Here is a 13,513-nt window from a genome sequence, read left to right on the forward strand (position 1 = left end):
CGGCTGGGGGAAAGGAGGGAAGCGGGGCTCAGGCGTTGTCGAGGATGAACTGGCGGATGCCCGCCGGCGTGGCGTTCTTAGCCTGGTTCAGGTCGAGTTTCTTGCCGTTGACGGTGATCGTCGGGGTGGTGTTCACCCCGTCGTCGTAGGCGCTGCGCTCGACACCCTCGACGAAGTCGTTGGTGGCTCGCTGGTCGTAGCACTGCTGGAACGAGGTGAGCGCGTCGCCGGTGATGCCGACCTTCGCGGGAATGGTGTCGCGCAGCAGTTCATCGGTGTAGCCCGGGGTGTTCGGCGCCTGCGGGCTTTCCTGGTTGGCGAACACCTCGCGGTTGTAGGCCCAGTACACGCCGGCGGCATCAGAACAGGACGCCGCGACGGCGGCACGCAGCGAGGCGGTGTTGCGCAGCCGGTCCTCCATGAAGGTCATCGTCTTGGTCTGGAGGGTCCAGTCGCCGGCCTTGGCGGTGTTCTCCAGCATCGTGCCGTAGTTCTCTTCGAAGGAGGCACAGGCGCTGCACTGGTAGTCGGCATACAGGGTGACCAGCGGCGTCCCTTCACGGCCCTTGGCCACCACGAGCGCATTCTTGTCGGCGTTCGCGTTCGGCGGGGTCACCTGGGCGCCCTTGCTGCCATTGGCGGCGTTGACCAGGGCGAACACCAGGATGCCGACGAGCACGATGACCACGACGGCGGCGACGATGCCGACGATGCGTTGCGTGCGCTTGGCCTTCTGGGCGGCCTCTTGCTGGCGGCGCAACTGCTCACGCCGGTTGGATGCTTGACTGCTCATCGTGTTTCCAGCTCCTCGGCCGCGGGGTGATCGGTGTGGGGGGAGAGTCCGGACGCCGGCGAGGCGGCGGACAGCGCGCCGTCGACGGAGTACGGGGTGCGGGGGAAGAAGACCAGCCAGGCGCCCGCCGCCGCGAGCCCGATGTCGCGCGCGATCTCCCACGGGTAGGCGGCGAAGGCCGTCTCGGGGTCGATCACGCCGCCACCGCCGAAGCAGCCGCAATCGAGGCTGATCCCGCGCGCCCAGACCGAGATGATCGCCGCGGCGAACGCCAGCATCAGCAGCCCGCCGAGAGCGGCGGACAGGCGGGTGAACAGGCCGCTGATCAGTAGCAGGCCGAGCGCGATCTCGCCCAGCGGCAGCGCATAGCCGACGAAGGCGGTGATCTCGTAGGGCAGGATCAGGTAGGCGCGCACCGCGACCACCGACTCGCCGAGCGCCCCCACTTTGAGGCCGCCGGCGACGAGCAGCACGCCACCCAGAAGCAGGCGCGCGAGCAGGCCGATCCAGTCGCGCACGGGGCGTCCGGCGAAGGTTGGGGCAACAGGCACGGGCCAACGATACCCGGGGCCGGTAACGGGTGGGCGTCCGCTCCACCGCCACGGGTAGGCTGAACGGCACCATGACGACCCATGCCGACATCGCGCGCGCCTTGCAGTCGCGCTGGCCAGAACACCGCATCGCGCCCGGCCTCGCCCGTGTACGCGCGCTCACCGAGTTGCTGGGGGCGCCGCAGCGCGGCTACCCGGTGATCCAGATCGCCGGAACCAACGGCAAGGGCTCGACGGCGCTGATCATCGACGCGCTGCTGCGCGCGCTCAATCTGCGCACCGGACGGATCGCGTCGCCGCACCTGGCCGACCTGACCGAGCGGGTCTGCATCGACGGCGAGCCGATGGACGCCGCCGCTTTCGACGCCCTGGTCGGCGACGTGATGCCCCTGGTCGAGATCGTGGACGCCGAACGTCACGACGGCGTGCCGATGACCTTCTTCGAGGTGATGACCGCGCTGGCCTACGAGGCCTTCGCGCAGGCGCCCGTCGACGTGGCGATCGTCGAGGTGGGCCTGGGCGGTATCACTGACGCCACCAACATCGCCGACGCCGACGTGGCCGTGATCGCGCCGATCGATCTGGATCACACCCACCTGCTCGGCGACACGATCGCCGAGATCGCCGCCGAGAAGGCGGGCATCATCAAGCCCGGCTCGATCGTGGTCACCGCCGCCCAGCACCCGGACGCCGATGCCGCCATCGCCGCCCGCGCCGCCGAGGTGGGCGCGCGGGTGCTGCGCGAGGGCGTCGACTTCGCACTGATCGACCGCACGCCCGCCGTCGGCGGCCAGGTGATCCGCGTCGACACCGCGGGCGGCCCGGTCGGTGACCTGATGCTGCCGATCCACGGCGAGCACATGGCCCGCAACGCCGCCCTGGCGGTGGCGGCGGTGGAGGCGTTCCTGGGCGGCCGGCCGATCCCGCCGGAGGTCCTCGCCGAAGGGCTGACGGCCGTGCAGGCGCCGGCCCGGCTCGAACTCGTCCGTTCCGGCCCGCCGCTGGTGCTGGACACCTGCCACAACGTGCACGGCACCCGCGCCACCCTCGCGGGCCTTCGCGAGGCCTACGGCTTCGCGCCGTTGATCGTGGTCGTCGCGATGATGCGTGACAAGGACGTCGAGGGCGTCCTCGAACTGCTCGCCGAGGACGCCAGCACGTTCGTGTGCACCCAGGTGGCCTCGACCGACCGCGGCCTGCCCGCCGACGAGTTGGGCGAGCTGGCGGCCGAGGCGGCCGGCGAGGATCGCGTGCACGTGCGCGCGGCGCTGCCGGACGCCCTCGAGCTGGCGGTGCAGCTGGCCGACGACGCCGGGCCGGGCGCCGGCGTCCTCATCGCCGGATCGGTGATCCTGGCCGGCGAGGCGCGCACCCTGCTGGTGCGCCACCGTGACGAGGCTCCCGACGCGGACGCGGGGGAGGCGGCCCGATGAGGCTCGCGGACGGGAACCCGATGACGCGCTCGCTGGCGCTGATCCTGATCTTCGAGGCGATCATCTTCATCCTGGCCATCGCCGGCATGATCCAGGTGGCCGACGTCCCCATCGGCCTCGCGCTCGGCGCCGGGCTGACCGCCGCCGTCCTCGCGCTCGCGGCCGGCGGCACGCTGCGGCGTCCGTTCGGGTGGCCGCTGGCCTGGCTCACCCAGGTGGTGGCCGTCCTGCTCGGCCTGCTCACCCCGTGGATGTATGCCGTCGGCGGCATGTTCGCGCTGTTGTACGTGGTCACCTTCGTGCTCGGGAAACGGATCGAGTCCCGCGCCTAGGCCGCACCGCTAGGGTGGATGTCATGACCGAACAGACGCTCGTGTTGCTCAAGCCGGACGCCGTTGCCCGCGGCCTCGTCGGCACCATCCTCGCCCGCTACGAGGCCAAGGGCCTCGCGATCCGCGCGCTGCAGATGCGCACCATCGACGTGAGCCTGTCCGATCAGCACTATGCCGAGCACGTGGAGCGCCCCTTCTACCCAGCGCTGAGGGAGTTCATCACCTCCGGCCCGCTGGTCGCGGTGATCGTCGAGGGCCCGCGGGTGATCGAGGCCGTCCGCTCGCTCAACGGCGCCACCGACGGCGTCGCGGCAGCGCCCGGCACGATCCGCGGCGACCTCGCGCTGTCGGGCCCGGCGAACCTGGTTCATGCCTCCGACTCGCCCGAGTCCGCGGCGCGCGAGATCTCGCTGTGGTTCCCTGAACTCGTCGGCTGACCGATGACAGTGCTCCCACCCCACCCGCAGCACCCGCAATCACCGCACCTGGAGGCCTCTCCGCCCGGGTACGGTTGGCCCGCGCCACCCCTCCCGCCGGCACCCCCGTTGCCGCCGTCCGCGCTCCCGGTCCAGCCGCGCGACTACTTCGCCTTCTGGCGTGCGCCGCGCTACCGCTGGTGGCGGGGCGTGCTCGCCATCATGATGGCGGGGGCCGGATTCCTGGTCATCACCACCGTGGCCGGCGCCGTCGGCATGATGACCGACCGGGCGGACTGGGCCGAGTTGGCCCGGGGTGACCTGTCCTCGCTGGGCGTCCCCTTCTTCGTCGCCAACAACATCGGCCTCGTGCTGTGCCTGCCGCTGGCGTTCCTGACGGCCTGGGCGTGCACCGGGCAGCGACCCCGATGGCTGTCCTCGATCGAGGGCGGGGTGCGCTGGCGCTGGCTGGTGTCGGTGACGCTGATGCTGCTGCCGGCGTGGATCCTCGTCAACGGCATTCTGAACCTGGTCCAGGGCGTCGACCTCGCCTGGCGTCCGCACACCCTGTTGATGCTGGTGACCGTCGTGTTCACCACCCCCCTGCAGGCCGCGGCCGAGGAGTACCTCGTCCGTGGGGTGCTGGGGCGTGCCGTCTCCTCCTGGTTCCGGGTGTCCGTCGTCGGCTTTGTGGCGTCCACCGTCGTCACCGCGACCGTGTTCATGCTGCTGCACGGCGCGGGCGATCCGTGGCTCAACGCGCACTACCTCGTCTTCGGCGTGGTCACGTCCTGGGTGACCTGGCGTACCGGCGGCCTGGAGGCGGCCGTCGCGATCCATGTGGTGAACAACATGACCTCGCTCGCGCTGGCGCCGTTCTCCGACATCACCGGCATGTTCGACCGCAGCGCCGGTGCCGGCGGGCCGTGGGTGCTGATCGTCCTCGGCCTGATCGTCTTCGCCGGCGTCCTGATCGAATGGCGCTGGCGCCGAAACAAGGCTGTCACCGCCGCTTTGGTAGAATGAAGGCACCGTCCAGCTGACCCTTCCACCGAGAGGCGAGACCGCGTGCTGCTGAGCCTGATCGCCCTCCATCTGATCCTGGGTATGGGCGCGGCTCTCGGGGTGCGCCTCCTCGGCCGGAACGCATTCCTGCTGGTGGCGCTCGCCCCCGCGATCGGTTTCGCCTGGTTGCTCTCGCTCGCCCCCGCCGTGGTCCGCGGTGCCGCCTACGTCGAGGTCGCGCCCTGGATTCCGTCGCTGAACGTATCGCTGGCCTTCCACGTGGGCTTGCTGCAATGGCTGCTGGCGATGCTCGTCACCGGCATCGGGGTCGTCGTCTTGTGCTACTGCCGCTGGTACTTCGACGAGCCGCCCGCCCGCACACTCGGTCTGCTGGTCGCTTTCGCGGGCGCGATGTTCGGCCTGGTGACGGCCGACGACCTGGTGGTGCTGTACGTGTTCTGGGAGCTCACCACGGTGTTCTCCTACCTGATGATCGGCCACGACTCGTCCCGGCGCGCGAACCGCGCGGCGGCGACCACGGCGCTGATCGTGACCACCACCGGCGGCCTCGCCATGCTGATGGGCATCGTCGGGTTCGGCGTGATCACCGGCACTTTCCGCCTGCATGCGGTGCTCGCGGCCGAACCGACCGGGCTGGCGGCCACGGCGTCCGCGCTGCTCATGCTGGTCGGTGCGCTCAGCAAGTCCGCGCTGGCCCCCTTCCACTTCTGGCTGCCCGGCGCGATGGCGGCACCCACGCCGGTCTCGGCGTACCTGCACGCGGCGACGATGGTGAAGGCCGGCATCTACCTGGTGGCGGCGCTCGCCCCGGCGTTCGCGAGCGTCCCCGGCTGGCGGCTGGCGCTCACCGTGCTCGGCGCCACCACCATGATCCTGGGCGGCTGGCGGTCGCTGCGGCAGAACGACCTGAAGCTGCTGCTCGCCTACGGCACCGTGAGCCAGCTGGGCTTCATCACCCTGCTGGTCGGCATCGGCACCCAGGCGGCGGGGCAGGCCGGCCTGGCGATGCTGCTCGCGCACGCCCTGTTCAAGGCCACCTTGTTCCTCACCGTCGGCGTGATCGACCACTCCACGGGCACCCGCGATCTGACCAAGCTGTCCGGCCTGGGACGCCAGCTGCCGGTGCTCGCTGTCGTGGCGGGCCTGGCCGCGGCGTCCATGGCGGGTATCCCGCCGCTGTTCGGCTTCGTCGCCAAAGAGGCGGCGCTCGACTCGCTGGTGATGATCGCGACCGACGGCGACGGCACCGGGATGCTGCCCGCGCCGGCGATCCTGCTGCTCGCCGCGATCGTGGTCGGCTCGATGCTGACCGCCGCCTATTCGCTGCGCTTTTGGTGGGGTGCGTTCGGGCACCGGCGCCGCTCGGCCACGCCGGTGGTGATCAAGCATGCGCCCGAGGCCGGCTTCCTGGCCGGGCCGGTCCTGCTCGGCGTCCTCTGCCTGGTCGCGGGATTCCTGGGCGGGCCGATCACCGAGGTGATGAGCAGCTACACCCACGGCATCGAGGTTGGTGGGCATCCGCACTCGTTGGCGCTGTGGCACGGCTTCACCATTCCGCTGGCGCTGTCGGCGGTCGCGATCACCGGCGGCGTCCTGCTGTTCTGGCAGCGCGACGTGGTCGGGCGGGTCCAGGGCACCTTCCCGCAGGTCGCGGCCGCGAACGACTTCTACCGCTGGTCGATGCGCCTGCTCGACATCCTCGCCGTCGAGGTGACCGCGCGCACGCAGCGGGGTTCGCTGGCGTCCTATCTGTCGGTGATCCTGTCGGTGTTCGTGGTCACCGTGGGCGGCACGCTGCTGCTGCTGCCGGCCTGGCCCACCGAGTTGTACGCGTTCGATACGCCCGCGCAGTTGGTGGTGGGCGCGATCATCTGCGTTGCGGCGGTCTCGCTGATCACGGTGCGCGGACGGATCCGGGCCATCATCACCGTGGGCGTGACCGGCTACGGCACCGCGCTGCTCTTCCTGATGCACGGCGCCCCCGACCTGGCGCTCACCCAGGTGCTGATCGAGACCGCGAGCCTGCTGGTCTTCCTGCTGGTGATGCGGACGCTGCCGAAGTACTTCACCGACCGTCCGCTGCACTCGTCGCGCTGGTGGCGGATGCTGCTCGCGGTCGGCGTGGGCGCGACGGTCACCGCGTCCATCCTGCTGTCGACGACCTCGCGGGTCGCCGAACGCTCCTCGGCGGGACTGGAGAAGGCCGCCTACGAATTCGGCTACGGCCGCAACGTCGTCAACGTGATCCTGGTCGACACCCGCGCGTGGGACACCCTGGGCGAGGTGTCGGTGCTGATCATCGCCGCCACCGGCGTCGCCAGCCTGATCTTCCTGCGCTCCCGCGTGCAGCGGCGGCTTCCGCGCACTCGAGCCAGCAACCAGAGCACCGGTGCGTGGCTGCGCGCGAGCGAGAATCTCAGCCCGGCCTCGCGGTCGCTGATCTTCGAGGTGGTCACCCGGCTGCTGTTCTCGGTGATGATCCTGGTGTCGCTCTACCTGCTGATCGCCGGCCACAACAGCCCGGGCGGCGGCTTCGCGGGCGGCCTGGTCGCCGGCCTGGCGCTGATGGTGCGCTACCTGGCCGCGGGCGCCAAGGAACTGCAGGACGCGGCGCCGACCGACGCGGGCCGCATCCTGGGCGTCGGGCTGTTCATCGCGGTCGGCAGCGCGGCGTTCCCCTGGCTGTTCGGCGGGCGGATCTTCCAAAGCTATGACGTCCACTTCGCGATCGAGGCCCTCAACGACATCGCCACCCCGTGGGGAACCATGGACCTCTTCGGCGAGTTGCACCTGGTCAGCTCGACCGTGTTCGACATCGGCGTCTACCTGATCGTGCTCGGCATGATGCTCGACCTGGTCCGCAGCCTCGGCGCGGGCATCGACCAGCACGCGCAAGAGGACCGGACGCCGCTGCCGCGCCCCGAGTCGACCACCGCCCTGTCGGTGACCGCGCGCCAGAGCGGGGGAATGTGATGAGCGGCAATCTCACCCTCGCCATCGTCGCGGGCGTCCTGGTGGCGTCCGGGGTGTACCTGCTCACCGAGCGCTCGCTGACCCGCATCCTGGTCGGCGTCCTGGTGATGGGCAACGGCGTCAACCTGCTGTTCATGCTGGCCGCGGGCGCGGCGGGCAACCCGCCGATCATCGGCATGTTCGCCCCCGAGACGATGACCGACCCGCTGCCGCAGGCGATGGTGCTCACCGCGATCGTGATCACGATGGCCGTGTCCGCGTTCGTGGTCACCATGGCCTATCGCAGCTTCCAGCTCAACGGCAACGACGAGGTGTCCGATGACGTCGAGGACCGCCGGATCCGCGAACTGGCCGAGCGCGACGACGTGTCCGACTCCTACGAGGACGTCCGCTTCTCCGATGCCGGTGAGGACATGGTGAGCGAATGAACCTGCTCACCGTCCCTGTCCTGCTGCCCATGCTGGGCGCGGCGCTCACCCTCATTCTCGGACGCCGCCCGCGCGTCCAGCGCGCGGTGTCGATCCTGGTGCTGGCCGGTGTCGTCGTCGCCGCAGGCACCCTCGCGCTGCGGGCGCACACCGACGGCGTCCAGACCCTGTGGGTGGGCGCCTGGCCGCAGGGCTATGGCATCGCGCTGGTCGCCGACCGGCTGTCGGCGATCATGCTCACCGTCGCCGGCCTGGTCACCCTCGCCGTGCTGTTCTACTCGGCGGGGCAGGAAGAGGAGGAAGTCCGCAAAGAGACGCCGGTGTCGATCTTCCACCCGACGTTCCTGCTGATGTGCGCGGGCGTGTCCAACGCCTTCCTCGCCGGCGACCTGTTCAACATGTTCGTCGGCTTCGAGATCCTGCTGTTCGCCTCCTACGTCCTGCTCACCATGGGCGGCACCAAGTCGCGCATCCGCGCCGGGTCGATCTACGTGGTGGTCAACCTGCTCAGCTCGATGCTGTTCCTGACCGCGCTGGCCAACATCTATGCCGCGGTCGGTTCGGTGAACCTGGCCCAGATCGCGCAGCGGATGCCCGACCTGCCGGAGGCGACCCAGGGGCAGTTGCAGTTCATGCTGCTGCTGGTGTTCGCGATCAAGGCGGCCGTCTTCCCCTTGTCGGCGTGGCTGCCGGACTCCTACCCGACCGCGCCCGCGCCGGTGACGGCCGTGTTCGCCGGCCTGCTCACCAAGGTGGGTGTGTACGCGATCCTGCGCACGCAGACGCTGATCTTCCCGCACCGTCCGCTCAGCGAACTGCTGATGTGGATCGCGCTGCTGACCATGATCGTCGGCATCCTCGGCGCGATCGCCCAGGTGGAGATCAAGCGTCTGCTGTCGTTCACGCTGGTCAGCCACATCGGCTACATGATGCTCGGCATCGCGCTGGCCACCCCGGCCGGCCTCGCGGCGACGATCTACTACACCGCCCACCACATCACCATCCAGGCGACGTTGTTCCTGGTGGCCGGGCTGATCCAGCGCGTCGGGCACTCCAACAACCTCGACCGGCTCAGCGGCCTGATGACCACCTCGCCGCTGCTGGCGGTGTTGTTCCTGGTGCCCGGCATGAACCTGGCCGGCATTCCGCCGTTCTCGGGTTTCATCGGCAAGCTCGGCCTGCTCGAGGCCGCCACCGCCGAAGGCACGCCGCTGTCGCTGGCCCTGGTCGTCACGAGTGTGCTGACCAGCCTGCTCACCCTGTACGCCATCGCGAAGGTGTGGAACCGCGCCTTCTGGGGCACCCCGGTCGCGATCACCCGCGGCGGCGACGAGGATGAGGACGAGGACGACGACAACTCCGGACGCCTGATGCCCGGGGTGATGGTGGGAGCCACCATGGCGCTGATCGCGTTCAGCCTGACGCTGACGTTCGTGGCCGGTCCGGCCTACGAGTACACCAAGGACGCCGCGACGGCGCTGCTGGACGGCGCCTATGTGCGGGCCGTGTTGGGGGAGGTGACGCCGTGATCGAACCGGGAACCAGGCCCGCCGGCGCCTTGGGGCCGGCCGAGGGCGAGGTGCGGATCCGCTCGCGCCGCCGCGTCCAGCCGAAGGCGATCGCGCTGCTCACCGTGATCTGGGTGGTGCTGGTCGGCGAGATCAGCATCGTCACCGTGGTCGGTGGGGCGCTGCTGGGCACCCTGGTCACCTTGATGTTCCCGCTGCCGCCGGTGATGTACGCCGGCCGGCTGCACCTGTGGGGCTCGCTCAGACTGGTCGCGCACCTGGTCAAGGATCTCGCGGTCGCCTCCACCCGGCTGGCGATCTTCGCCTTCAGCCGGAAAGCGCCGCGCCCGGGCATCCTCCGGGTCAACCTGCGTTCCGACTCCGACCTGTATCAGGTGAACGTCGCCGAGTTCGCCTCCGTCGTGCCCGGCAGCATCGTGGTGGACGCCCGCGCCAAGCGCCGGCACCTGTACCTGCACGTATTCGACCTGCCCGACCTGAGCGAGCGGGCCACCATCGTCCGCGACACCCTCGCGCTGGAGGACCGGGTCGTGCACGCGTTCGGCTCCCGCGCCGAGATCGAGGAACTCGAACGGCTGGAGGCCGCCGAAGCCGAGGCGGCCGCCCGCGGGGAAGCGGAGGAACCCTCATGCTGATGCTGATCCGTGACGGGCTGATCGCCCTGGCCGTCGTGGTGCTGGTGGCGGCGGTGCTGCTCACCATGATCCGGCTCGCCAAAGGCCCCACCGGCCTGGACCGTGGCATCTCCTCCGACGTGCTGATCAGCATCCTGATCGCAGGCATCGCCACCCACGCGATCGTGATGCGCACCTCGGTGGGGCTGATCATCATCCTGATGCTGTCGCTGGTCGGCTTCACCGGCGCGGTCGCGCTGGCCCGGCTGATCACCGGCACCTCGATCCGCGAGCGGCGCTTCCTCGAAGCCGAGGCGCGCGCCGCCTACCGTGACCAGCCGGACGCCGTGCGGCGTCCCCGGGAGACACCGCCCGGCGGCGTTGCAAGCGCACCGAAGGAGGACGCATGAACCCCGAACTTCTCGGCGAGATCCTGGACGTCGTGGGGGCGTCCCTGCTGCTCGGCGGTGCCTTCTTCTGCCTGGCCGCCGCGGTCGGCATCGTCCGGTTCCCCGACGTGCTCACCCGGCTGCATGCCGCGACGAAGCCGCAGGTGTTCGGGCTGATGCTGGTGCTGCTCGGGGTGGTGTTCACGCTGCGCACCTTCCACGTCTTCGTGCTGGGCACCCTCGTGGTGACCCTGCAGATCCTCACCACCCCGGTGGCCGGGCACATGCTGGCGCGCACCGCCTACCGCACCGACCAATGGGACTCCGAACACGCCACGGTGGACGAGCTGGCCGACGACCTCGCCGCGGCCGGCTTCAGCAACAAACCCAACCCGGAGGATCATCCCTGACCGGTGCCGGTCGTGTCGTCGCGCGCGGGCGGGTGGCCTGGCTAGAGTCTCGTCATGGCACGGGATGCATGGAAGCACGACCCCCGTCAGGCGCTGCGCGCAGGCGCGGACTTCGACCTGGCAACCTTCGATCGCGCCGGGACGCCCGGCTGGGGCGGTGACCGTGACGCCGGCGAGGCGTTCACGGTTCACCGCGGCGAGGAGTTGTCGGAGCTGCAGGAACGCCTGTACGCCGAAGGGCGTTCGGGTGGCAGCCGGTCGGTGCTGCTGGTGCTGCAAGGCCTCGACACCGCGGGCAAAGGCGGCATCGTCCGGCACGTGATGGGCATGGTCGACCCGCAAGGCGTCGCGCTGGCGTCCTTCGGCGTGCCGACCGCCGAGGAACGCACCCACCACTACCTGTGGCGCATTGAGCGCCGGCTGCCGCCGCCCGGACGGATCGGCGTGTTCGACCGCAGCCACTACGAGGACGTCCTGGTGGTGCGCGTCGACAACCTGGTACCCGAGGCCGTGTGGCGGCCGCGGTATGAGGAGATCAACACCTGGGAGCGCAAGCTGATCGAGGCCGGCACGAAGGTGGTGAAGGTCGCGTTGATGGTGTCGCACGCCGAACAGGGCGCACGCCTGATGGGGCGTCTGGACCGCCCCGACAAGCACTGGAAGTTCTCGATGGGCGACCTGGCCACCCGCGCGAAGTGGGACGACTTCCAAGACGCTTACGCCGACGTGTTCCGCTACACCTCCACCGAGGAGGCCCCCTGGTATGTGATCCCGGCCGACAAGAAGTGGTACGCCCGCCTGGCCGTCACCGAGATCCTGACCCGCACCATGGCCGAACTCGGCCTCGATTGGCCCCAGGCCACCTTCGATGTCGACGAGGCCAGGCGAGCCCTGCAGGCGACGATGCGCTGAGATCGTGGATGGGTGCGCGCGGCGTCCGTTGGATTCGCACCGTCGCGTGTCGGGTCCGGCCCAGCCGTGGGTGCTTGAGCAGGTAGCCGCTCGCGCCCGCCTGCAGAGCATCGACGATGGACACGGTGATCATGATTCCCCCTCCGCAGGAGCCGGGCGCGTGCGGCTCGTGGGCAGGTCGGCGTGCAGCAGGTAGCCCTGCGGGGTCGGGCCCGATCGGAGGGTTCCGCCGATCACGCTGACCCGTTCGCGTAGGCCGACCAGCCCGAACCCGCCCGACGGGGCGGCCGGTGGCCGGACGCCGGCGGCGTTGCGTACGGTGATCGCGAGGCTCTCGGGCAACCAGTCGAGCACCACCTCGACGCGTGTCCCCGCGCCGGCGTGCTTCATCACGTTCGATAGGCCTTCCTGCACCACGCGGTAGCCGGTGTGGGCGATGCTCGGATCGAGTTCGACCGGCTCACCCGAGCCCTGGCAGACCACGTCCAACCCGGCGGCCCGCGCCGACTGGACCAGGTCGCCGAGCTGTTCGATGCCGCCGCGCATCTCGGCCTTGTCGGTTTGGCGCAGCATGCCCAGCAGCCGGTGCAGCTCGCGCATGCTCTGTTCGCCCGCACCTTGGATGCTCCCGAGCGCCCGGTCGAGTTCGTCCTTCGTGGCGGCATCGCGTGCCAGCCCGGCTCGCGCGCCGGCCGCGCGCAGCACGATCCCGGTCAGGCTGTGCGCCACGGTGTCGTGGATCTCGCGGCTGATCCGCAGGCGCTCGGCCACCAGCGCCTCGACCTGGTCGTCCTCGATCTGTCTGTGCTGGGCGGCGAGCTGGCGATCACGGCATGCCAGCAGCCTGCCGACCAGCCAGACGCTCACCATCAACAGCGTGCACCCCCCGGCGTGGACGCCGAGGGCGTGCGTGCCGGCGTTGCTGAGCAGCCACACCGCGGCGGTGTTGACCGCGACCGGCACCGCCGACCCGACCAGTGCCATCACCGCGACCTGCCGCGGCGTCCGCCATGCCATCAGGAACAGTGCCACCAGGTAGCCGGCGACCCCCTGGATCGAGGGCACGAGCAGTCCTCCGAACGAGAGCAGCCACAAGGCCAGATAGCCGGGCACCGGCGAACGCCACAGCGCCAGGCAGGAATAGCCGAGCACCGCCAGCGCGATGATCAGCGTCCGGTCGGTCTGCCCACCGTTCCAGGTGGTGGTGTGCCCTCCCCACACCCACAGGTCGACCGCCAGTGCGGCGAGCGCGAGCACCGCCCGCACCAGGCGCCGGCCGTTCCAGAGGCGGAGCGCGTCGATTAGCGGCACCCGCTCATCTCCGGGAACCCAGGCACCAGAACGGGATCAGCGCGTTTCCCGTTCTCACCCCGGCGGCATCGCGCACGGGAACCTGCCCGTCGAGGGCGCCCGCCGCGGGCGGGATGAGCGTGGACATCACGGACCTCCTGGTCGCCGATTCATCGGTGAGGACGCCGCACAGCGGACTTCCGCGGGCTCGGCACGGCGTCCGTCACGGGGCTTTCGCCTTATCCTCGCCGACTCGGCTGCCGTCCACCATCCTTCGTTTGCGGTAGTCGGATTGACGCATTCGGATGACTCGGCGTCCGTCAATGTAGAGACATGGCGACTAGACGCACCACGTCTCCACATTGATGACGCGGACGCCATCGCCCCCGGACACCTTGCACGGCCAACGAGCAGAGG

Annotated in this window: 14 protein-coding genes; 11 read left to right on the top strand and 3 right to left on the bottom strand. The window is 70.1% G+C overall.

Going from position 1 to position 13,513, the window contains the following annotated elements; genetic code table 11:
- Nucleotides 1–28: 28 nt before the first annotated feature.
- Nucleotides 29–793, bottom strand: a complete 765-nt coding sequence (locus QM708_RS14395; protein ID WP_415109977.1) for a DsbA family protein — start codon at nt 791–793, stop codon at nt 29–31.
- Nucleotides 790–1,344 (bottom strand): MauE/DoxX family redox-associated membrane protein, encoded by a 555-nt coding sequence (locus QM708_RS14400; RefSeq protein ID WP_415109980.1) that lies wholly within the window; start codon nt 1,342–1,344, stop codon nt 790–792. The genes QM708_RS14395 and QM708_RS14400 overlap by 4 nt, the downstream gene beginning before the upstream one ends.
- 71 nt (nt 1,345–1,415) lie before the next feature.
- Between QM708_RS14400 and QM708_RS14405 the strand changes: the two genes are divergently transcribed.
- The 11 genes from QM708_RS14405 to QM708_RS14455 are packed head-to-tail and all read left to right on the top strand — an operon-like array spanning nt 1,416 to nt 11,806.
- Nucleotides 1,416–2,777 (top strand): bifunctional folylpolyglutamate synthase/dihydrofolate synthase, encoded by a 1,362-nt coding sequence (locus QM708_RS14405; protein ID WP_415109983.1) that lies wholly within the window; start codon nt 1,416–1,418, stop codon nt 2,775–2,777.
- Nucleotides 2,774–3,109 (top strand): DUF4233 domain-containing protein, encoded by a 336-nt coding sequence (locus QM708_RS14410; RefSeq protein ID WP_415109986.1) that lies wholly within the window; start codon nt 2,774–2,776, stop codon nt 3,107–3,109. The genes QM708_RS14405 and QM708_RS14410 overlap by 4 nt, the downstream gene beginning before the upstream one ends.
- A 23-nt stretch (nt 3,110–3,132) precedes the next feature.
- On the top strand, nt 3,133–3,546 hold the full coding sequence (gene ndk / locus QM708_RS14415; protein ID WP_415109989.1) for a nucleoside-diphosphate kinase: 414 nt from the start codon (nt 3,133–3,135) through the stop codon (nt 3,544–3,546).
- Between the two features lie 3 nt (nt 3,547–3,549).
- Nucleotides 3,550–4,551, top strand: coding sequence for a lysostaphin resistance A-like protein (locus tag QM708_RS14420; RefSeq protein ID WP_415109992.1), 1,002 nt, complete (start codon nt 3,550–3,552; stop codon nt 4,549–4,551).
- A gap of 42 nt (nt 4,552–4,593) precedes the next feature.
- Entirely contained in the window at nt 4,594–7,524 is a 2,931-nt protein-coding gene (locus QM708_RS14425) for a Na+/H+ antiporter subunit A (RefSeq protein WP_415109995.1), read from the top strand.
- Nucleotides 7,524–7,952 (top strand): Na(+)/H(+) antiporter subunit C, encoded by a 429-nt coding sequence (locus QM708_RS14430; protein WP_415109998.1) that lies wholly within the window; start codon nt 7,524–7,526, stop codon nt 7,950–7,952. The genes QM708_RS14425 and QM708_RS14430 overlap by 1 nt, the downstream gene beginning before the upstream one ends.
- The gene (locus tag QM708_RS14435; RefSeq protein ID WP_415110000.1) at nt 7,949–9,481 is read left to right on the top strand and encodes a Na+/H+ antiporter subunit D; all 1,533 of its coding nucleotides are present in this window, start codon (nt 7,949–7,951) and stop codon (nt 9,479–9,481) included. Before QM708_RS14430 ends, QM708_RS14435 begins: the two co-directional genes overlap by 4 nt.
- A complete protein-coding gene (locus QM708_RS14440; protein ID WP_415110003.1) occupies nt 9,478–10,116 on the top strand; it encodes a Na+/H+ antiporter subunit E in 639 nt (212 codons plus the stop codon). The genes QM708_RS14435 and QM708_RS14440 overlap by 4 nt, the downstream gene beginning before the upstream one ends.
- Nucleotides 10,110–10,505: a monovalent cation/H+ antiporter complex subunit F gene (locus QM708_RS14445; protein WP_415110006.1), complete on the top strand. Its 396-nt coding sequence runs from the start codon at nt 10,110–10,112 to the stop codon at nt 10,503–10,505. Before QM708_RS14440 ends, QM708_RS14445 begins: the two co-directional genes overlap by 7 nt.
- Nucleotides 10,502–10,894, top strand: coding sequence for a monovalent cation/H(+) antiporter subunit G (gene mnhG, locus QM708_RS14450; RefSeq protein ID WP_415110009.1), 393 nt, complete (start codon nt 10,502–10,504; stop codon nt 10,892–10,894). Before QM708_RS14445 ends, mnhG begins: the two co-directional genes overlap by 4 nt.
- Before the next feature lie 54 nt (nt 10,895–10,948).
- Entirely contained in the window at nt 10,949–11,806 is an 858-nt protein-coding gene (locus tag QM708_RS14455) for a PPK2 family polyphosphate kinase (RefSeq protein WP_415110012.1), read from the top strand.
- Nucleotides 11,807–11,935: 129 nt separating this feature from the next.
- Here QM708_RS14455 and QM708_RS14460 read toward each other — a convergent pair whose 3' ends face one another.
- Nucleotides 11,936–13,117 carry a sensor histidine kinase gene (locus QM708_RS14460; RefSeq protein ID WP_415110015.1) on the bottom strand — a complete coding sequence of 394 codons (1,182 nt, stop codon included), beginning with the start codon at nt 13,115–13,117 and terminating at the stop codon, nt 11,936–11,938.
- Between the last annotated feature and the right edge of the window lie 396 nt (nt 13,118–13,513).

This window comes from Propioniciclava sp. (assembly GCF_047602245.1).
Taxonomy (GTDB): Bacteria; Actinomycetota; Actinomycetes; order Propionibacteriales; family Propionibacteriaceae; genus Propioniciclava.

Excerpts from the sequence above, each read along its gene's own strand:
- QM708_RS14435 (WP_415110000.1), top strand. The coding sequence starts at position 7,949 with ATGAACCTGCTCACCGTCCCTGTCCTGCTGCCCATGCTGGGCGCGGCG.
- QM708_RS14405 (WP_415109983.1), top strand. The coding sequence starts at position 1,416 with ATGACGACCCATGCCGACATCGCGCGCGCCTTGCAGTCGCGCTGGCCA.
- QM708_RS14430 (WP_415109998.1), top strand. The coding sequence starts at position 7,524 with ATGAGCGGCAATCTCACCCTCGCCATCGTCGCGGGCGTCCTGGTGGCG.
- ndk (WP_415109989.1), top strand. The coding sequence starts at position 3,133 with ATGACCGAACAGACGCTCGTGTTGCTCAAGCCGGACGCCGTTGCCCGC.
- QM708_RS14420 (WP_415109992.1), top strand. The coding sequence starts at position 3,550 with ATGACAGTGCTCCCACCCCACCCGCAGCACCCGCAATCACCGCACCTG.
- QM708_RS14455 (WP_415110012.1), top strand. The coding sequence starts at position 10,949 with ATGGCACGGGATGCATGGAAGCACGACCCCCGTCAGGCGCTGCGCGCA.
- QM708_RS14445 (WP_415110006.1), top strand. The coding sequence starts at position 10,110 with ATGCTGATGCTGATCCGTGACGGGCTGATCGCCCTGGCCGTCGTGGTG.
- mnhG (WP_415110009.1), top strand. The coding sequence starts at position 10,502 with ATGAACCCCGAACTTCTCGGCGAGATCCTGGACGTCGTGGGGGCGTCC.
- QM708_RS14395 (WP_415109977.1), bottom strand. The coding sequence starts at position 793 with ATGAGCAGTCAAGCATCCAACCGGCGTGAGCAGTTGCGCCGCCAGCAA.
- QM708_RS14410 (WP_415109986.1), top strand. The coding sequence starts at position 2,774 with ATGAGGCTCGCGGACGGGAACCCGATGACGCGCTCGCTGGCGCTGATC.